General features: G+C 73.4%; 15 protein-coding genes. 5 read left to right on the plus strand and 10 right to left on the minus strand.

Going from position 1 to position 19,419, the window contains the following annotated elements:
• Positions 1-104: 104 nt before the first annotated feature.
• The gene (locus ACZ4SV_RS14250) at positions 105-1,118 is read right to left on the minus strand and encodes a LacI family DNA-binding transcriptional regulator (RefSeq protein WP_468004267.1); all 1,014 of its coding nucleotides are present in this window, start codon (positions 1,116-1,118) and stop codon (positions 105-107) included.
• Positions 1,119-1,525: 407 nt separating this feature from the next.
• Here ACZ4SV_RS14250 and ACZ4SV_RS14255 point away from each other — a divergent pair, with 407 nt between their 5' ends.
• Positions 1,526-2,491, plus strand: a complete 966-nt coding sequence (locus ACZ4SV_RS14255) for a glycoside hydrolase family 6 protein (protein WP_468004269.1) — start codon at positions 1,526-1,528, stop codon at positions 2,489-2,491.
• 82 nt (positions 2,492-2,573) lie between these two features.
• Positions 2,574-3,860 carry a glycoside hydrolase family 6 protein gene (locus ACZ4SV_RS14260; protein WP_468004271.1) on the plus strand — a complete coding sequence of 429 codons (1,287 nt, stop codon included), beginning with the start codon at positions 2,574-2,576 and terminating at the stop codon, positions 3,858-3,860.
• 60 nt (positions 3,861-3,920) lie between these two features.
• Here ACZ4SV_RS14260 and ACZ4SV_RS14265 read toward each other — a convergent pair whose 3' ends face one another.
• Positions 3,921-5,441, minus strand: coding sequence for an alpha/beta hydrolase (locus ACZ4SV_RS14265; RefSeq protein ID WP_468004273.1), 1,521 nt, complete (start codon positions 5,439-5,441; stop codon positions 3,921-3,923).
• A gap of 122 nt (positions 5,442-5,563) precedes the next feature.
• Here ACZ4SV_RS14265 and ACZ4SV_RS14270 point away from each other — a divergent pair, with 122 nt between their 5' ends.
• The gene (locus ACZ4SV_RS14270) at positions 5,564-6,508 is read left to right on the plus strand and encodes a helix-turn-helix domain-containing protein (RefSeq protein WP_468004786.1); all 945 of its coding nucleotides are present in this window, start codon (positions 5,564-5,566) and stop codon (positions 6,506-6,508) included.
• A 108-nt stretch (positions 6,509-6,616) separates the two neighbouring features.
• Here ACZ4SV_RS14270 and ACZ4SV_RS14275 read toward each other — a convergent pair whose 3' ends face one another.
• A complete protein-coding gene (locus tag ACZ4SV_RS14275; protein WP_468004275.1) occupies positions 6,617-7,330 on the minus strand; it encodes an SDR family oxidoreductase in 714 nt (237 codons plus the stop codon).
• Positions 7,331-7,431: 101 nt separating this feature from the next.
• Between ACZ4SV_RS14275 and ACZ4SV_RS14280 the strand changes: the two genes are divergently transcribed.
• On the plus strand, positions 7,432-8,280 hold the full coding sequence (locus ACZ4SV_RS14280; RefSeq protein ID WP_468004277.1) for a helix-turn-helix transcriptional regulator: 849 nt from the start codon (positions 7,432-7,434) through the stop codon (positions 8,278-8,280).
• Between the two features lie 26 nt (positions 8,281-8,306).
• Here the strand turns inward: ACZ4SV_RS14280 and gntD are convergent, their stop codons facing one another.
• Together gntD and ACZ4SV_RS14290 are read right to left on the minus strand one after the other, a co-directional pair.
• Positions 8,307-9,338 (minus strand): guanitoxin biosynthesis L-enduracididine beta-hydroxylase GntD, encoded by a 1,032-nt coding sequence (gene gntD, locus ACZ4SV_RS14285; RefSeq protein WP_468004279.1) that lies wholly within the window; start codon positions 9,336-9,338, stop codon positions 8,307-8,309.
• Positions 9,339-9,375: 37 nt separating this feature from the next.
• Positions 9,376-10,608: an MFS transporter gene (locus ACZ4SV_RS14290; protein WP_468004281.1), complete on the minus strand. Its 1,233-nt coding sequence runs from the start codon at positions 10,606-10,608 to the stop codon at positions 9,376-9,378.
• 251 nt (positions 10,609-10,859) lie between these two features.
• Here ACZ4SV_RS14290 and ACZ4SV_RS14295 point away from each other — a divergent pair, with 251 nt between their 5' ends.
• Positions 10,860-12,440, plus strand: coding sequence for a glycosyltransferase family 39 protein (locus ACZ4SV_RS14295; protein ID WP_468004283.1), 1,581 nt, complete (start codon positions 10,860-10,862; stop codon positions 12,438-12,440).
• A 118-nt stretch (positions 12,441-12,558) separates the two neighbouring features.
• Here ACZ4SV_RS14295 and ACZ4SV_RS14300 read toward each other — a convergent pair whose 3' ends face one another.
• Genes ACZ4SV_RS14300 through ACZ4SV_RS14320 form a run of 5 tightly spaced genes read right to left on the minus strand, consistent with a single transcriptional unit; the run spans position 12,559 to position 19,289 of the window.
• Positions 12,559-13,242 carry an FHA domain-containing protein gene (locus ACZ4SV_RS14300; RefSeq protein WP_468004285.1) on the minus strand — a complete coding sequence of 228 codons (684 nt, stop codon included), beginning with the start codon at positions 13,240-13,242 and terminating at the stop codon, positions 12,559-12,561.
• Positions 13,230-13,907 carry a 4Fe-4S single cluster domain-containing protein gene (locus ACZ4SV_RS14305; protein ID WP_468004287.1) on the minus strand — a complete coding sequence of 226 codons (678 nt, stop codon included), beginning with the start codon at positions 13,905-13,907 and terminating at the stop codon, positions 13,230-13,232. Before ACZ4SV_RS14305 ends, ACZ4SV_RS14300 begins: the two co-directional genes overlap by 13 nt.
• Positions 13,904-15,802 carry an AAA family ATPase gene (locus tag ACZ4SV_RS14310; protein WP_468004289.1) on the minus strand — a complete coding sequence of 633 codons (1,899 nt, stop codon included), beginning with the start codon at positions 15,800-15,802 and terminating at the stop codon, positions 13,904-13,906. Before ACZ4SV_RS14310 ends, ACZ4SV_RS14305 begins: the two co-directional genes overlap by 4 nt.
• Entirely contained in the window at positions 15,799-17,073 is a 1,275-nt protein-coding gene (locus ACZ4SV_RS14315; RefSeq protein ID WP_468004291.1) for a hypothetical protein, read from the minus strand. Before ACZ4SV_RS14315 ends, ACZ4SV_RS14310 begins: the two co-directional genes overlap by 4 nt.
• The gene (locus tag ACZ4SV_RS14320; protein ID WP_468004293.1) at positions 17,070-19,289 is read right to left on the minus strand and encodes a serine/threonine-protein kinase; all 2,220 of its coding nucleotides are present in this window, start codon (positions 19,287-19,289) and stop codon (positions 17,070-17,072) included. Before ACZ4SV_RS14320 ends, ACZ4SV_RS14315 begins: the two co-directional genes overlap by 4 nt.
• Between the last annotated feature and the right edge of the window lie 130 nt (positions 19,290-19,419).

A 19,419-nucleotide genomic window follows, 5' to 3' on the forward strand; every position in this document is an offset into this window, starting at 1 on the left:
CGAGCGCGTTCTTGCGGGGAGCCGGACCACCCGTACGGGAAGCCGGCCGGACCGCCGGGGGAGGGGCAGGTGGCTGGGCACGCCGGGCCGGCCGGGCGGGGTGCTCAGGCGCTGGAGCGGATGACGAGGCGGGTGGGCAGGATCAGCGGGGTGGGGTCCTGTCCGCCGATCAGCGCGACGAGCATCCGCGCCATCTCCCGCCCCAGCGCCTCGACGGGCTGGTGGACGGTGGTGAGCGGGGGATCGGCGATCCGGGCCGCGGCCAGGTCGTCGAAGCCGACCACGGAGACGGCGGCGGGCACCGGCCGGCCGGCCGCGCGCAGCGTGCGCAGCGCCCCCGCCCCCATGTTGTCGTTGGCGGCGAACACCCCGTCCAGAAGCGGGTGTTCCGCCAGGAGCGCGGCCATGGCGGCGGCTCCGCCGGGCTCGGTGAAGTCCGCCTCCTGCGGCGGGAACGGAGCGAGGCCGGCCGCCAACATCGCGTCCCGGTAGCCGCGGTAGCGGGCACGCCCGACCTCGGTGTCCAGGCGCCCGCAGAGGGCGGCCACGCGGGTCCGGCCACGCGAGAGCAGATATTCCGTCGCCTCGCGCGCCCCGCCGGCGTTGTCGACGTCCACGTACCACCGGGGAGCCGGACCGACCGGGCGCCCGCCGAACACGACGGGGATCTCGGCCTCCTCGGCCATCCGGACCAGCGGGTCGTTCTCGCGCAGCGCCATCAGCATGACGCCGTCGGCGCCCTTGGACCGCAGCAGTTCCCCCACCCGCTCGCGGCCCCGGTCGGACGCGGCCAGACACAGCATCAGATGCAGGTCGGCCTCCTCCAGAGCGGCCGACGCCCCCACGATCACCTGCGCGAAGAAGGGGTCGGCGAAGATCGACGGATCCTCTCCCGAGACGACCAGGGCGGCCGCTCCCGTCTGACGGGTGGCCAGGGCGCGGGCGGTCGGGTTCGGCACGTACCCCAGTTGCCGGACGACCCGTTCGACCGCCTCGCGCTTGGCGCGGCTGACGTGCGGGGCGTTGTTGAGGGCGCGGGAGGCCACGGAACGGGAGACGCCCGCGCGCCGGGCCACCTCGTCGAGCGTCGGCTGCCGACGCGGCGCGGCTTCGGTCATGAACCGTGGACCTTTCCCTCTGGGCCGGACAGGGCGGGTACGGAGGCGGATACGGAGGTGAGTGCGGAGGTGGGCGCGGACACTGGGACCGCTTCCAGTTCCCGGACTGTAGAGCCTCGTTCCCGCCCTGTGAAGAGCGATCACCTGACGGCTCATCGCACGCCGACTCTTGACAGTCTTTCCGGCCCGTCCCACGATACCGACCACACCCGAGGGCTTTCGACGCGACTGGGAGCGCTTCCATTGGGAGCGCTCCCAGCACGTATCGCCGGTCCCTCGGCGTGTCGTTCCCGCCGGAAGAGCCCGCCGGCACCCGGGGACGCCGTACCACCGCACTTCCTCAGCGCGTCGCACGCACGGGACGAGAGCGTGCGACGCCTCCCTGCCAGGAAACCCGAGGTACAGCCATGCGCCGCAGCATCCGCGCCCTCACGGCAGCGCTCCTCGCCCTGCCGCTCGCGCTCGCCGTCGCCCCGTCCGCGCACGCCGCCGACCCGACCACCATGACCAGCGGGTTCTACGTGGACCCCGACTCCAGCGCCAAGAGGTGGGTCGCCGCCAACCCCGGCGACGGCCGGGCGTCCGCGATCAAGACCTCCATCGCCAACACCCCGATGGCCCGCTGGTTCGGCTCGTGGAGCGGCGCCATCGGCACCGCCACGGGCGCGTACGCGGGAGCGGCGGACTCCTCGGACAAACTGCCCCTGCTCGTCGCCTACAACATCTACAACCGCGACTACTGCGGCGGGCACTCCGCGGGCGGAGCCGCCTCGCCGTCCGCCTACGCAACCTGGATCGCCCAGTTCGCCGGCGGGATCGCCGGCCGCCCGGCCGCCGTGATCCTCGAACCGGACTCCCTCGGGGACTACGGCTGCATGACACAGGCCCAGATCGCCGAACGCCAGGCCATGCTGACCGGGGCCCTCACCCAGTTCAGCCGCAAGGCCCCCAACACCTGGGTGTACCTCGACGCCGGCAACCCCGGCTGGGCCGCCCCGGCCACCATGGCCCAGCGCCTCCACGAGGCCGGCCTCCGGCAGGCCCACGGCTTCTCGCTCAACATCTCCAACTACTTCACCACGGCGGAGAACATCACCTTCGGCAACGCCGTCAACAGCGAACTGAAGGCCCGCTACGGCTACACCAAGCCGTTCGTCGTGGACACCAGCCGCAACGGCAACGGCTCCAACGGCCAGTGGTGCAACCCCGCCGGGCGCCGCACCGGCACTCCCACACGGGTGGGCGGCGGCGCCGAGATGCTGCTGTGGATCAAGACCCCGGGCGAGTCCGACGGCAACTGCGGCGTCGGAGCCGGCTCCTCGGCCGGACAGTTCCTCCCCGAGGTCGCCTACAAGATGATCTACGGCTACTGATCCGGGACACCCGCGGCCCGGCGGCCGGCACTCCGCCGGGCGCTCTCCCCTCCACCCCTCCACCCCTCCACCAGGAGCAGCCATGCCACCACGCACCCTACGACGCCGCGTGGGCGCCGTCATCGCGGCGCTCACCGCCTGCGCCGCCCTCACCGCCACACAGGCCCAGGCCACACCCACACCCACACCCACGCAGGACGCGCTCACCCCCGCCACCAAGTTCTACGCGGACCCGCACGGCAAGGCCGCGCAGCAGGCTCTCGCGGACTTCAAGGACGGCGACATCGAGGACGCCGCGAACATGGCCCGGCTCGCGAGCCAGCCGCAGGCCACATGGTTCACCGAGGGCACGCCCGAGGAGGTGCGCGCCAAGGTGAGCACGCTGGTCCACCGGGCCCGGAACGCGCACCGGACCCCCGTCCTGGTCGCCTACGACATCCCGGGCCGGGACTGCGCGCAGTACTCCAGCGGGGGAGCGGCCTCCTCCGCCGCCTACCGGCAGTGGATCGACGCGTTCGCCGCCGGCATCGCCGGCGACAAGGCGGTGGTCGTCGTCGAACCCGACGGCCTGGCCCTGCTGCCCAGGGAGTGCGGTCTCGCCACCGACCCGACGGGCGAACGCACGGCCGCCCGCATCGCCGACCTCGCCTACGCCGTCCGGACCCTGAAGGCCGGCGGGCACACCGCGGTCTACCTGGACGCGGGCAACGTCCAGTGGCGGTCCGTCGGCGACATGGCGCAGCGGCTGCTCGACGCCGGGGTCCGGTACGGCGACGGCTTCGCCCTGAACGTGTCCAACACCCACCCCACCGACCACAACGCCCGGTACGGCACCTGGATCGCCAAGTGCATGTGGTACGCCACCGAGGGACCCGAGGCCGCACGCGGCCACACCGACTGGTGTGCCGACCAGTACTACTCGTCCGCCGCCCCCAACGACGGCACCCCCGGCGGCAGCGTCTCCTCGGCCGACCCCGCCACCTGGAAGTGGACCGACGCCTGGTTCGACCGATACGCCGGCACCCCGCCGGCCGGCGCACTGCGCCACTTCGTGATCGACACCAGCCGCAACGGCCGGGGCGCCTGGACCCCGGAGCCCGGCAAGTACAGCGGGGACCCGGAGGCCTGGTGCAACGCGCCCGGCCGTGGTCTCGGCCCGCGCCCCACCTCCGCGACGGGCACCCCGCTCGTCGACGCCTATCTGTGGGTCAAGGTCCCCGGTGAGTCCGACGGCAGCTGCACGCGCGGCACCGGCGGCACGGTCGACCCCGAGTACGGCGTCGTCGACCCGCCCGCCGGCGCCTGGTGGCCCGACCAGGCGCACTCCCTGGCCCGCAACGCCGTACCGCGCCTGACGTTCGGCCACTGAGCCCGCCCGGGGACGGAGCCCGGCCCCGCGCGGAACGCCGGGCGGTGAGCCGCGCGGGGGTCAGCCGGTCAGGTGGGCCACCACCGAGCGCATGGCGCGGCGCAGGGCCGGGCGGACCTCCCCGGGAGCGTCGACGGTCTCGAAGCCGTGGTGGCCGTCGGGGACGTCGACCAGTTCCAGGCGGGCCCCGCAGCCCTCGGCCGCGGCCACGAACTGCTCCACGGTGGCGGCGATCTCGGGTGTCTCCCGCCCCGCCCGGAGGAGGACGACGGGCAGGGTGCCCGCGCCCGCGACCGCCAGGTCGGGCCGGAACCGGGTGCCGGACAGGCCCCAGTTGGGCAGCGGCGCCAGGATCGGATAGGCGGCGGCCAGGCAGCGCAGCCAGGCCGGGGGACCGGCCAGCCAGTCCGCGGTGAGCAGGCCGCCACCGGAGAGGAACCACAGGGCGATCCGGTCGGCGTCCACCCGGGGATCGGCCCGCACCCGTTCCACCGCGGCGCTGACGTCCGCGGCCGCGCGCGGGTAGTCGCCGATGCCGTGCAGCCGGTGGTCGAGGGTCACGCCGACCATGCCCTCGGCGGCCGCCAGCCGGGCGTAGCCCACCATCGTCGGCCAGTCGCGTGGGGTCGGCCGGGCGCCGGCGGGGACCGGACCGCCGTGCACGAAGACCACGGCCGGCCGCGGTCCTCCGGCGTCGGGGGCGTACAGGTCGACACGGCCCTGGCGGTCCCGGGGCACCTCGGGCACGTCCAGCGGGAACGGCCGCAGGTGCGCGGGCGGCGCGTCGGCACCGGCCGGGCGCAGACGGCGCCCCGCGCCGGCCGCGGCACGCAGCAGCACGTCCGCCAGCTCGGCCGGGCAGGACAGCATCGGCCAGTGTCCGGTGGGCAGTTCGAAGAAGGTGACCCCAGGGCCGGTCAGGGCGGCCAGCGCGGGGTCGCCGAAGTCGACGAGCCGCTGGACCAGGTCGACGCTGACGCCGTTCCCGGTGCACAGCACCCCGGTGGTGGGCACGGCGGCCGCCCCTCCCGTCAGCCGCAGCGGCTGGAGCAGGGTGCCCAGGGGCTGCGGCGCGGCCAGGGCCGTGAGCCGGTCCAGCGCCGCGTCCCCGACGCCGGCCGTACTGCCCCAGCGCTGCCACTCATCCCGGCCGGGCGGCGCCAACTCGCCCTCGCTCACACCGCTTTCGGCCCATTCCGCCAGCCGCGCGCGCAGCGCCTGGTCCGGTACGGCGGCCAGGGCGGGGACACCGTCCCGCGGCATCCCGCAGTCCAGGTACACCACGCGGGCCACACGCTGCGGCCGCCGGTCGGCCGCGCCGAGCACCGGATGGATGCCGTAGTCGTGGCCGACGAGCACGATCTCCGGGCCGGACGCCGGGTCCACCGCGTCGATCACGGACACCACGTCCGCGATGTGCGTCTCCAGGTCGACGCCGGCCGCCGTGGCGGGGCGGCCCGCGTCGACTCCGCCGAGCGGCACCGCGTGCACCTCACTGCCCGCCGCGACCAGCCGCGCGGCCGTCTCCTGCCACACGTGGGCGCCGGTGAACACGCCCGCCACCATGATGAATACGGCCATCGGCCCTCTCCTCGGTTTTGTCACACGCCACCGCGCCGATCGCGCGCCGTGGCCGGCGGACCGGGACCTCCGCCCGGACCCGCAGGCCGGTACCGTAGGAACTCCCCCAGAGGGAGGTTCAACTGTCCGCGTCGCACGAGGTGCTGTGGAGCATCGGCGAACTCGCCGAGCGCGCCGGCGTCACCGTCAAGACCGTCCGTTTCTACTCCGACCGGCGTCTGCTGCCCGAGGCGTCCCGCAGCGGCGGCGGACACCGCCGCTACGGCCCCGAGGCGCTGGAGCGGCTGCGGCTGATCCGCTCCCTGCGCGCCCTCGACCTGCCGCTGCCCGAGGTGCGCCGGATCGTCCAGGACGAGGACGCGGCGGGCCGTGTGCTGGAGGACGCCGTCGCGGGCCGGCTGCGCGAACTGGGCGGCGAGCTGAAGGCGTTGCGCTGGCGGGAGGCGGCGCTGCGGCTGGTGCGGGAGTGCCCGCCCGCGGAACGCGCCGACCGGCTGCGGCTGATCGGCGCGGTGAGCGTCCCGCCGAGCACGGCGGCGCTGGCCCGGTTCTGGCGTGCCTGGCTGCCGCCGCGGATGCCGGCCCGGGCCACGGCCCGGTTCCTGGAGGTCGCCGTTCCGCAGCCGCCCGACGAGCCGGACCCCGCCCAGGTGCTCGCCTTCACCCGGCTGCACGCCATGACGACGGCCCCCTGCCCCGCCGGCCGGCAGCCCCAGCCGGAGATCCACCGGACGGCCGGGGCCCGCGGCGCGGCCGCGCTGTACGCGGGACTCGCCGAAGCCTACGAACTGGCCGCCCCGCACCTGCGCCGGGCCCGGCAGCCGCACCCGGGCGAGGCACTGGAGGCCTACGTGACGGCGTACGCGACCGCCTACCGCAGCCCCGACACCCGGGACTTCCGCCGCCTGCTGGCCGCGCGGCTCGCGGCGGCGCCGCGCCTGGACCGCTACTGGGAACTGACGTCCGTGGTGCTGACGCCCCCGGGCGACCGGCCACGACCGACCCCGGGCTCCGCCGACGAGTGGCTGCGCACGGCACTGGAGCGGGACAACACCGAGGCGGCCTGAAGGCTGTCCGGCAGTGAGAACCGGCCGACGTGGGCGACGATCAGCCGGTCCGCCCCGGCCACGCTCGCCGTGTGCGACGCGGGGCCACGCCGGTCCTGTTGCGGACGGCTACCAGGGCAGGGGACCCGCCGCGTCGAAGTACCCGCCGGTGGGGCCGTCCGGGCCCAGCCGTGCCATGCGGACGATGATCTCGGCGCCCTCCTCGACCGTCTGGGTCCCGGTGTTCCCGTTCAGGTCCGTCCTGGTGAAGCCCGGCTCCACCGCGTTGATCCGCACGGCCGGGAACGCCTTCGCGTACTGGACGGTGATCATGTTGACCGCCGTCTTCGATGCCGGGTACGCCACCCCGGGATAGGCGGCGGCCGGGTGACCCGGCCGCGTCACGCGCGTGAGCGAGGCCAGGCCGCTGCTGACGTTGACCACGACCGGCGACGCGGACCGCAGCAGCAGCGGCAGGAACGCGTGGGTGACGCGCACCGTGCCGAAGACGTTCGTCTCGAAGACCTCCCGCATCATGCCGGCGGTGGTGTTCGCGGCGGTGGGCACCTCGTTGGCCGGGCCGCGCCTCTCGATGCCGGCATTGTTGACCAGCACGTCGAGGCCGCCGTCGGCTTCGATGGTCCGCACCGCCGCCGCGACGGACGCGTCGTCGGTGACGTCGAGCTGTACGGCCCGGGCTCCGGCGCCCAGCCGCCCGGCCGCGCGGCGGCCGCGGTCCGCGTCCCTGCTGCCGACGTAGACGGTGTGTCCCGCGCGGAGGAGGCGGCGGGCGGTCTCGTAGCCGAGACCCTTGTTGGCTCCGGTGATCAGTGTCGTCGTCATGCCCCCACCGTCCACCCCGGCCGCCCGCGCAGCCAGGAGTCCCGCCTTCCTGGGACCAGCGGTACCAGGCACGCACCCGCTCGGCGGGGCAGACTGGGCGCATGACGACGGCGGAGTTCGGCAAGGCGGTGCGTCGCTGGCGCGACCGGGTCCGGCCTGAGGCGGCGGGGATACCGGCCGGCGGACAGCGGCGCGCGGCCGGGCTGCGCCGCGAGGAGCTGGCCATGCTGGCCGGGATCTCCGTCGACTACGTCACACGGCTCGAGCAGGGGCGGGCCACCAACCCCTCGTCCCAGGTCGTGGAGGCCCTGGCCCGGGCGCTGCGGCTGACGGAGGAGGAGCGCGCGCACCTGTTCCGGCTCGCCGGCCTCGTGCCGCCGGGCCCCGAGACGGTGCCGACGTACCTCACCCCGAGCGTCCAGCGGCTGCTGGACCGCCTGACGGGGACGCCCGTGGCCGTCTTCGACGCCTCCTGGAACCTGCTCCTGGCCAACGCGCCCTACGCGGCCCTGATGGGCGACCCGTCCGGCCGGCGCGGCTACGAACGCAACGGTGTGTGGCGCCACTTCCTCGGTCCGGGGCCGGGGGCCCGGCGTACGCCGCAGGCGGAGCGCGACCGGGAGGCCGCACTCGTCGCCGATCTGCGCGAGACCTCCGAACGCTACCCGGCCGACCGGCGGCTGCGGCGGCTGATCACCGAACTGCGCGCGGGCAGCGAGCGGTTCGCCGAATTGTGGGACGCGGGCGCCGTCGGCCGCCACCAGGGCTCACGGAAGACGATCGACCATCCGCAGGCCGGGCCGGTCACGCTGGACTGCGACATCCTCACCGTGGCGGGCAGCGACCTGCGGATCATGGTGTACACCGCCGAACCCGGCACCGAGGACGCCGAACGTCTCGCCCTCGTCACCGTCCTCGGCACCCAGGACCTCGTCGGCCCCGCCACGTGAGGCGCCCGTCACCTGGCGGCGTCCCGTCAGTAGATGACCCGTGCCTGAGCCGTGAGCCGTGCGTGCCGGGACTTGCGCAGATCACGGGTGACGTTCAGCCGGCGCAGCCAGCGGTCGGTGCCGTCGAAACGCGCCCGGAAGGGCTTACGGCCGTGCACCACACGGTAGTTGTCGATGAAAGCGATATCGCCGGCCCGCAGGGCCACCCCGTCCATCACGCTGTCCAGGGCCTTGCCGATCTCCTCCAGGGCCCGCTGCTCGCGTTCACCGTGCACACCCTGCATGTAATAGGGATCCAGCCGGAGGTACGGGTCCCGCTGCGAGCCGAAGAGGACCGCGACCGGCTCGGGGGACCGCAGGGCGCTGTCCACCCGCTCGGCGCTGCGCCGCATCAGCTCGGCCGCTTCCGGATCCTCCTGGCCGCCCGCGACCTGGTTCTGCGGACGGTGCGAGTCATCCGGAAGGATCTTGAAACGCTCCTCCGCCAGGGCTTCGCGCGTCACGTCGTCGAGCCGCACGTCGGCGATGTCGGCGAAGGTCGTCTCCACCCCGTCGGGATTGCGCAGGCACATCAGGCCCAGGTAGTCGGTGCGCAGCGGATGGAAGGCGTCCTCGGTGTGCCAGGTGAGCGTCTCCGCGCTTCCCCAGCCGATCTGGCCGTGCTCGTGGGCACGTATCGGGAAGATGTCGTGCATGACCCGCCCGTCCTGCTGGGTGGCCCAGGCGATCGGCTCGCCGAGCAGGCAGGCGATGAGCAGGAACGGGATGTCGAGGCGCAGCGTCGCGTCCGGTGCGGCCTTGTCGCGCCAGTCCGGCGGGGTGGGTCCGAGCGCCGCGTCGTCGACGGGCAGGCCGGACACGACCACCACGCCCGACGGCTCGGTCAGCTTGAAGTCGACCAGCGCCGTCCGCAGGGCGCGGGGCAACTCGTGCGCGTAGACCGGGGCGGCCCGGTGCAGCGCGGGATCCTCGATGGACGAGAAGCGCCCCGCGACCTCCGCGGTGATTTTCTCGATCGCGGCGATGTCCTCGTCGCGCAACTGCAGCTTCAGCATCATCGTCCTCCGTTGTCGGTGGTCAGGAGCGCGCCGGCGGTCACGCGGCCGACGGCCGGGGCAGCGCGAGACGGCGCAGGGTCGGGCTGGAGGTGACGCCGGTGGCGACGACCACCAGCAGCGCGGACGCGCCCAGAATGCTCAGGGAGCCGTCCCGGGTGGCGGTGGCCAGCACACCGGCGGTGACGGGGCCGGCCGTGGCGGCCAGTTCGGAGCCGGTACCGACCAGACCGGACAGGCGTCCGCGCAAGCCGTCGGGCACGGCCGCCAGCTGGCAGGTGATCACGGCGGTGCTCCCGACCGGCATGGCCATCGCGGCCACGCCCAGCAGGATGCCGAGCGGCACGCCGCGCGGTGCGTACGCCATGGCGCCCGCGACGGCGGCGAAGACCCAGGTCGAGCCGATGACGAGCACCGCCGGCGACAGTGCCGCCGCGTGCAGCCGGTTGGCGGCCAGGGCGCCGGCCAAGCCGCCCGCGCCGAAGCACGTCATCATCAGGCCCATCTGCCCGGGCGCGACGCCGTCCTCGCCCGACACGATGAGGACGAGCACGACCAGGGTGTGGAACGAGAGGTTCACGCCGACGATCCAGGCCATCGTCGCCCGTATGGTGCGCATCCGCAGCAGCGGCCCGAACCCGCCGGGCCGGGGCGCGGCGGCCGCCGCGGTTGCCTCACCGGCCGAGGGCCCGGCGGCACGGCGCGGCAGGTGCAGCGCCGCCAGTGCCCCGAACGACACCGCGAGCACCGACGTGTTCAGCGCGAACGGCAGCACCTCGTGCAGCCCGAACGTGAAGCCGGCCAGCGCAGGACCGATCAGCAGCGCGGCGAACGGCCGGGCCGCGTTGCCCGCCAGCGCTTGGGGCAACTGGTGCTCCGGTACGACCTGGGGCAGGGCCGCGTTCTCGGCCGGTACGAAGACGCCGGCGGCCGCCCCTTCGACGACCGCTACGAGCAGGATCTGCCACAGCGGGCAGGTGCCCAGCAGGACGGTGACGGCGACACCGAGCATCGCCGCCGTACGGATGCTCTGGGCCAGCACCATCACCCGCTTGCGGTGTACACGGTCGGCCAGCGCTCCGGCGGGCAGGCTGACGAGCGTACGGGCGCCGGCGAGCACCGCGGCGACGCCGGAGACCGCGGCCGCCGAGCCCCCGTGGGCGAGCACGAGCAGCGGGAACGCGATGTACGCGATCTCGGCGGCCATCTCGGACAGGAACATGCCGGACCAGAGGATGCGGTAGTTCCGGTTGCGCGACAGGGATGCGGTCATGCCGTGCCTTTCCCGCGTGACGGCAGCGGACGTCACCGAGTCTCCCGGCGGCGGGGCGGCCATCGCCACGAAGTTGCCCCGTGGACGAAACTCCGAGGCCAGCCGCGTCCCGTCCCCGGCGTAGCCCACGGCCTGCGCATTGTCGGCACGGTTCAAGTTCGTGGAGGACAGCCGTGCACGCGTCGATAGTGGAGCGCTGAGTCGTGTCCGGCACCGGCACGGCAGCGAGCCACTACGGAACGGAGTCCCTTATGACTTCCGCGACAGCGACGGCTTCCCCGGAACAAGAGGCGTCCCCGCCGCCGGACCGGCCGACCCCCGTGCCGTGGCGGCCGGTGTCGCTGACCGCCGCCGCGATGACGGTGTGCCTGCTGGCGCTGGCCACCCGGCACGGTTACCACGTGGACGAGCTGTACACCCGGGTGGCGAGCCGCCATCTCGCGTGGGGCTACATCGACCAGCCGCCGCTCGTGGCGCTCGTCGCGAAGGCCGAGACGGCGGTGTTCGGGGACAACCTCTTCGGCTTCCGCGTGGTGCCGGCGCTGCTGGCCTCCGTCGCCGTGCTGCTCGCCCCGCTGATCGCCCGCGAACTGGGCGGCGGCTCCCGGGCGCAGACACTCGCGGCGTGCATGGCGTTCGCCTCGGGCGTGGTCATGTTCACCGGCCACATCATGGGCACGAACAACTGGGACGAGCTGTCCTGGGTCACGGTGTCCTGGCTGCTGATCCGGATGGTGCGCACCCGCGACACCCGGCTGTGGTGGGCGATCGGCGTCGTGGTCGGCGTCGGCCTCACCGCGAAGTACCTGCTGGTTCTCCTGCTCCTCTGCCTCGGGGCCGCGCTGCTGGTGTCCGGTCCGCGGTGGGTCTTCCGGACCTGGCGTTTCCCGGCCGCCGTCGGCGTGGCCGTGGCCATCGCCTCGCCGGTGCTGATCTGGCAGATCACGCACGGCCTGCCCCAACTGGAGATGAGCGCCGCGCTGTCCAAGGCGCTGGAGACCCTGTCCCGCAGCACCTTCGTCCCGATGCAGCTCCTCCTCGTCGGCATCTTCCTGAGCCCGGTGTGGATCGCCGGGCTGGTCGCGCTGCTGCGCCGTCCCGAGTGGCGGGCCTACCGGTTCGTCGGCTGGTCGTACCTGCTGATGGTGGTCCTGCTGCTGGCCGTGGGCGGGCAGGGCGCCTACACGACCTCGCTGCAGTACGTCCTCCTCGCCGCGGGGGCCGTGGTCGTCGACCGGTGGGCGCGCAGCGTCAAGCGGTTCGCGGTGATCGGCGGGCTGACCGGGCTCAACGCGGTGAGCTGCGCGATCCTGCTGCTGCCGACGCTCCCGATCGACGCGTACGCGGGCAACGCCGTCCTCAGCAGCGCGGCCATCACGCAGTTCGACCAGGCCGGCTGGCCCGCGATGACCCGGCAGGTGGGCGCCATCTACCACTCGCTGCCGCCGGACGAGCAGGCCCACACCGTCATTTACGGCAACCACTACGGCCAGGCCGGCGCGATCGACAAGTGGGGGCCGCAGTACGGGCTGCCGAAGGCGTACAGCGGCCACAACTCGTACGCCGACTTCGGCCGGCCCGGCGAGGACAAGACGACCGTGATCACCATCGGCGTGGACTCGAAGCAGTTCGGCAAGCTCTTCCAGTCGTGCGAGAAGCGCGGCGCGTACGAGAACGACCTGCCCGTGTCCGACGACGGCCAGAAGTTCATGGTGTGCCGTGGCCCGCTGAAGCCCTGGTCACAACTGTGGGAGGAGCTGCGGTGGATCGGCTTCCAGTGCCCGTACACGGCCAAGGCGGTCACGGCCGACAGCGCCAAGGGGTGCGACTGAACCGGTGCGGCAGAGCACCGCGTCGGCCCGGCCGGCCCCGGTATTCAGTGAGCGGCCGCCCACTGTGGTTCCCGGGTCGTCGCGGTGCTGGACACCCCGGCCGATTCCCGGGACCTGGTCACCGCCGGTCCGCTTCACCCGGCTGATCGACGGTGATCGAGAGCGTGCAGTCCGCGGCCAGCCGCAGAACGTCGCCGTCCCGCAGGGGCGTCCGCGCACCGGGGCTGACCGGGCTGCTGTTCACGAAGGTGCCGTTGGTGGAGTGCTCGTCCCGCACCCATGCGGTGCCGTCCGGTTCCAGACCGACGGTCGCGTGCTGACGGGAGACGTTGTCGTGGCGTTCCAGCAGGCTGTGCGTCGTGTAGGCGGCCGGAGCGCGGCCGAGGAGCAGCGTGCTGCCCGGCGTCACGGTGCGCTCCACCGCCCCGAACCGGATCCGCAGGACGGTGGTGGGCACATCGTGGCGGGTCGCCTGCACGTCCGCGGCCCGCTCGCCGGAGCCGGCGGTCCGGGACGGGCGCGGCTCGTCCAGCATCCGCTGGCAGGCCACGCACACCTGATTGGCCGGCACCGGAACCGGGGCCCCGCAGTGCGGGCAGACCCGGGGCTGCCCCTCCTCGGCCGGATCGCCCTCGCCCACCGCCCCCGAGGTCTCCGGCCCGGCCGCCGGCGGGTGCGGGGGCTGCCCGGGCAGGGGGTACCGGGCGACGGCGGGACGGCTGAGGTTCCCGGAGCATCCCCGGCAGACGAGATCGTCCTCCTCCGCCTCCAGGCCGCAGGACAGACAGATCAGCTGCGCCATGACACCTCTTCCAGGGTGATGCCGGCCGAGCGGAGCCGGGAGCCCAGGCGGTCCATGTCGCCCCGGCGGGGTACGCCGATGAACCAGATGCGGCCGTCGGCCACCGCGACCTGCATGGGCGGTGCCGAGTCGACGGAGCCGGTCCCCTCGTACCGCTCGCGCCCGAGATCGGTCAGCGCGGTCAGGCGCTGGTTGCTCGAACCTCTCCAGCGCAGTCCCGGAGTGTTGAGGTGCTCGACGTACGGGCCGGTGATCACCGCGTCGCACTGGCGGAGGAGCGGGGCGTGCTCCCTCTCCAGCCGGGCGAGGGAGTACCCGCTGTAGACGAGCACGTCCAGGGGCGCGGGCCGCTCGCGGCGCCAGGCGCGGACCCACTCCAGGAGCGCCGCGAGTGCCTCCGGCTGCTGGAACGGCTCTCCTCCCGAGACGGTGATCCCGTCGAGCGGATCGGGCAGACCGGAAAGCCAGGCCTGGAGTGCCGCGAGGTCCACGAGCGTGCCCGGGTCGGCCGTCCAGGTGTCCTGGGAGACGCAGCCGGCACACCCGATCGTGCAGCCTTGCGTCCAGATGCCCGCCCGGGTCCCGGGGCCCAGCGAGGTCACCGGGTAGTGCGCCTTGTTCAGCATCAGCTCGACGGGGCGGGGAGCGGCGGGGGAGTCCGTCATGCCAGCTCCACGGAGACGATATCGCCCTCGCGCCGCAGGCGGGTCACCCGGACGTGTGCGCCGGCCGCCGAGCCGCGGTCGAACAGGGCCCGGGCGAGGGGATTGACGAACTGCGATTCCAGGGCCATGCCGATGCCCCGGCCGCCCATGTGCGGATTGCCGGTGCAGGACTTCTGCAGTGCGGCCCGGGCCTCGGGGTCCACCTCCAGGACGATGCGCTGTTCCTCGTGGACCCTGGAGATGATGTTGTCGAGCTGGAGGCCGAAGATGCGGGTGGCCGCCTCGTGGTCGATGAAGTTGAACACCACGATGTTGTCCCCGAAGCGGTTGAGCAGCTCGGGCCGGCCGAGGACCCGGGTGAAGTGGTCGCTGATCGCCGCTTTCACGCGCTCCTCGATCTCGTCGTACGGCATGTCGGGGTGGACGTGGGGCACGAGCCGGCCGCTGCCGTCGTCCACGTTCATACCGAGGTTGGAGGTGAACACGAGGACGGACTCGGTGAAGTGCACCGTCGAGCCGCGCCCGTCCGTCAGCCGGCCGTCTTCGAGGATCTGCAGGAACTTGTCCAGGATCCGCGGATGGGCCTTCTCGATCTCGTCGAAGAGGATCACCCGGAACGGCTGTTGCCGCACCGCGTTGGTCAGTTCGCCGCCCGCCTCGAAGCCGACGTACCCGGGCGGTGCCCCGATCAGCCGGTCCCCGGCGTGCTCCGCGGAGAACTCGCTCATGTCGAACCGCAGATAGGCGGACTCGTCCGCGAAGACCAACGACGAGACGGCCTTGGCCAGTTCGGTCTTGCCGACGCCCGTGGGGCCGGCGAAGAACAGCACGCCGCGCGGCCGGGTGGAGGACGTGGACTGCTGCGCGCCGGACAGCCCGAGGGCTGCCCGCTTCAGGATGTCGAGGGTCTTGGTGACGGCCTGCGGCTGTCCGACGACGCGCCGCGGGATCGAGTGCTGGCCGTCCGTGATCCGTCTGCGGAGGTACTCCCGCTTCCAGGGGTTGTCCATGACGCCGAGTTTGTAGATGCGGATCGCGTCCGGAAGCTCCGTCATCGTCAGGCCGCGGTCCCGGGCCAGCCGCGTGACCTCGATCATCGCCTGCAGAGTGAGTCCGTCCGTCTGGGCCGCGAACGCGTCGCACACCTCGGACGCCTGTGGGTCGGCGCCGAGGTCCGTGACGCCGAAGAGCTTCATCAGCAGGCGCGCGGTGGCCTGCCGGTCGCCCAGATCCGGAACCGGGACCCCGATGGACCGCACCTGGTCGTTGGCCGACGTGAGCCAGGCCGGCAGATCGCCCTCACGGTCCGCCAGCCAGATCACCGGGTTGTAGAGCGGGGTCGTACGTCCGCTCGGCGCACCCACCGGAACGGCGGTCCGGGAGAGCCCGGCACAGAACCTGAAGAAGCTCCGCTCGTTCGGCTCCATGTCCGTCGCGCTGCGCGCGATGCGGGAGGCGTCGTCGATCGCCAGCGCCGCCCGGACCGGCTGTGCGGGGCGGGCCAGTTCGGCCATCAGGCCGCGCAGGGTCTCCAGCGAGGGACGTGTTCCCGGCCGGGGGAACCGGGGAAGCAGCCGGGCCACGGCCGCCTCGGCCCGACCGGCCTCCTCGGCCGTGGCACCGGCCGGCAGGTGCACCCGGAGGCCGTCGACGGGGTCGTGCACGAGCAGGAACGCGTATCCGTTCGTACGGAGCGTCTCCCAGAGCAGGTCGGGCAAGGACAGCAGACGGGGGCGTGCGTCGGCGGACTCCCGGAACAGGAAGCTGTCATGGCGGTTCCCCCACAGCACGAACTGCGAGTGCACGGGAAGAGTCGCCTCGAACTCCCTGACGAACGACGGCCCCGCCGGCGCCGATCCGTCGGAGGCGCGGGTGCGGTCCGTCGGGCGGGTCACCGGTCACTCTCCCGGTGCCTGGGCCGGGCCCGCGTGTCCGGGGCGACCGGGGAGACGGCCAGGGGCACGGGAACCTGTCCGGGCGGGACCGCGACCTGGACGTCCGTGCTCAGCCCCGCCTGGGCGAGGCGGCCCCGCAGTTCATGGAAGTCCTGACACCACTGTTCCTCTCGTTCGACGTCGGTGTGCGCGGCGTCGTCGTCGCCTCCGGCAACGGTGCGCACCACCGCGGTACGTAGCTGACCGCTCTGCTGGTCGACCACCAGGTTGACCGCGTGCTCGGGCCATTCACTCCGTGACAGGCGCAGGGTGCCGTCGGCGACGGTGAGCGTCTCGAATCCCTGGCTGACCTGGTAGCCGAGGTCGGTGAGGGCGTCGGCCACCGTGTTGACCACGTACTGCTGCTCGGCTTCCGCTTCGGCCGCGGCCTGGCAGTCGGCCACGCGCCGGCGCAGCGGCTCGTCGAGGGTACGGCGGCCGGCCACGACCTCCGTGAGCAGGGCCCGCACCGGGTCCGCGTCCGCTGCCCGGGCGTCCTGGAGGTCGTGCAGGAGCGCGATCGCTTCGCCGGCCTCGCGTCGCCCGGCCTCCGCGGCGGCATTGGCACGCTGGACCCGGAGCCTCGTCTCGGTCAGCCAGGTGCGTGCTTCGTCGGCGGTGGCCGCCTCGGCCACCCGCGCGGCGGCCTGCCGAGCCTCCGCCCGGTGGCCCTCGTCGCAGTCCGGGAGGAGGCGCGACAGGACCCGGGTCAGGGTCTGTCCGACATCCTCGCGCGCGGCTGTGTCCTCTGCGTCCTCGGTGTCCTCTGCGTACGCCGCGAACAGCTCGGCGGCGTCGGTCAGACGGCGCTCGGCGGTGTGCCCGGTCACGCTGGAGAACAGAGCGGCCGCGACGGCGCGAGCGGCCTGTTCCCGCAGTTCCCGCTCCGCGGCGGCCAGCGCGCGGTCGGCCTCGGCGCACCAGGCTTCCAGCCGGGACGTGGACTGCGTGCCGATCTGCAAGGGCTCGGGAGGCGTCACGACGATGGCGGCACCGTACTGCTCCCTGAGGTCCTGGCAGGACACGGAGAGGGCCGTGATGCGAGCGTTGCGTGTCTTCACCCCGCGTACCGCCGCGTCCCGGGCGGCCGCGGCCTGGAGGGCTGCCTCGCGGGCGGCTTCCGCACGGCGTCGCGTGGCCTCGCGCACCGCGGCGTCTCGTGCGGCCGCGCGCAACGCCGCGGCGGTGAGGGACCGGTCACGCCGGTACGTCGTGCATTTGGGCCCGCTCATCGCTCCCCCAGAGGCTGGGTCCGCTGTGCCTGGTGCGCTGTGCGCCCCTCCCGGTAGCGGACGAAGGTCCAGAGCCCGTACCCCGCCGCGACCACGAGGGGAACCGGTGACCACACCCGCAGGGTGACGATCACCCAGGTCACGGTGCCGATGGCCATATACAGGAGGCAGCCCCCGCCCAGGACCTTCGTGCGCCTGCGCATGGGCCACAGATGCGTTGCCAGGGTGTGCCGCCGGCCGGGCAGGCCGCGGAAGATGCCGGCGAGGCGGGACTGCAGGGACCACCGCGGGTGGTAGACCTGTCCCAGCTTCGCCGCCAGCACCAGTTCGCAGGCGAGCGGGACACCGCAGATCACCGTGGCGGCCGGGATGAACCGCTGCAGGAAGTCCCCGTCGCCGATCAGGGTTCCCAGCAGCAGCGGCACACCGACGGGCAGGGCGAACAGCAGGGCCACCCCGCCGAGGGCGCGCAGCACCGCCTCCCGGGTGCCGGACCGGCCGCGGTCCCCGGGGTCCTGCCACTCGGGTGGATGATCCGTCGCCGCGGCTGCGTGCGCGCGGCGCAGCTCCTCCAGGCGGCGGGCTTCGGCGACAGCCGTCGGCAGCGTGCGCGTGGCTGCCAGGTGACGGACGGGGTCGCCGCCCTCGGCCAGCAGCGCGTCGAACCAGCCGGTCTTGCCGCGTACGGGCGCCGCGGCGGCTTCGATCCGCTGTCGTAGCGCCCGGGCCCATTCCGGGGACACCGCGATGGCCAGCGCCTCCACGCGGATCTCGGCGCCCATGAGCTCTTTGCGGATCCTGGACGGCAGCGCGGCCGACTCCCGCAGCCGTTCCCACCGGGCATGCAGATCACGCCAACGACGGTCTACGCCGGCGAGCTGGTGAGCGCCTTCGCCGAACGTCGCAAGGGTGGCGAGCAGGTCGCGGGTGTACAACTCGTCGACGAGCCCGCGTGCGGTCCGGCGCCCGGCCTCGTCGTGGGCGGACGAGGCGTGTTCGGCGAGGGTGAGCAGATCGTCGGGGAGCAGGCGCTTGCCGCGGTACACGGGTGGCATCGTCGGATCGAGCCAGTGCAGCAGGCGCAGCAGCTTCACGTCCGGCGGGTCGGTTCCCGGGAGGTGGAGGTCGATCAGGTCCACGAGGTCTTCGACGTCGTCGCGGTCGGGATCCTCGAACTGCGCCAGCCAGGTGCGCAGTTGGCGCCAGCCCTGGCTGGGGTCGTCCCGGTCTCCCATGGACACGAAGAACCGGCGTGCGGCGGTCTCCCAGTCCGCTGCCAGTGCCCGGGCCAGTGCCCTTCTCTCGGTGTACTTCACCCCGTGGAACCGCAGGGGCCTGAGACCGGTGGCGCTCACCGGTTCGGTGCCGGGAGCCGGTGGCTCCTCCGCCACCTCCGGGGTGCCGCCGTCGAGCCACCCGCGCACCTCGGCGGCACCCCACCGCCGGACCGGGTCCCTGACCAGCAGCCCCCTGCACAGCAGCCGTAACCGTTCGTCCGCCACATCCGAGACATCGACCGGCCGAGTCGCCAGATGATGCCGGACGGCCTGCTCCGACAGGTCCCGGAACGGTGAGCGGCCGGTGGCCAGTTGCCGGGTGATCATCCCCACCGCCCACCAGTCCTGTGCACCGGACACCTCCGCGCCGAACACGTACTCCGGTGCCGAATACGCCAGCGTCCCGAACACGCGTTGCGTGAACCGGGACGTCGCGTCCAGGGACTTGCTCACACCGAAGTCCGCCAGCGCCAGTTCCAGTGGTTCCCTCCGGCGCAGGAGCACGTTGGACGGTTTCAGATCGCCGTGCACGATCCCCGCCGCGTGCAACTGCCCGACCGCCTCCGTCAACTGGGAGACGAGCCCGGACAGGACAGCCGGCGACAGTACGGTCCCAGCCCCGACCAGGTCCTCCAGCGACCCTCCGGGGAGATACTCCGACACCTCGAAGTCGCGCCCGTCCGAGAACCCCGTCTCGACCACCCGCACCACATGGCCGGTGTCCAGTCCCCGCAACCGCTCCCAGACCTCGGGAGCGACCCGCACCCCGCTGCGGTACACCTTCGCGACGAACTCGCCCCCCGCCGCGTCGCGGACCAGCAGCACATCCGCCTCTCGCCCCTGGTGCGGCAACTCCCGGACCACCACGAACCGTTCGGCCAGCACCGACGGTAAGCGCAGCAGAGCGGAGGGACCACCACCGTCGTCACGACGCGTCACAGCGGCATCAGGTGCCCCACGGTCGGCACCGGCATCATCACGACGCGTCACAGCAGTTGGCAGGGCCCACTCCTCCACGCCGGCCTCCCTCCCCCGCGCAGGATGTTACTTCGCATCGGGTCGGCCGGCC

Source organism: Streptomyces sp. NPDC027672, assembly GCF_055566335.1.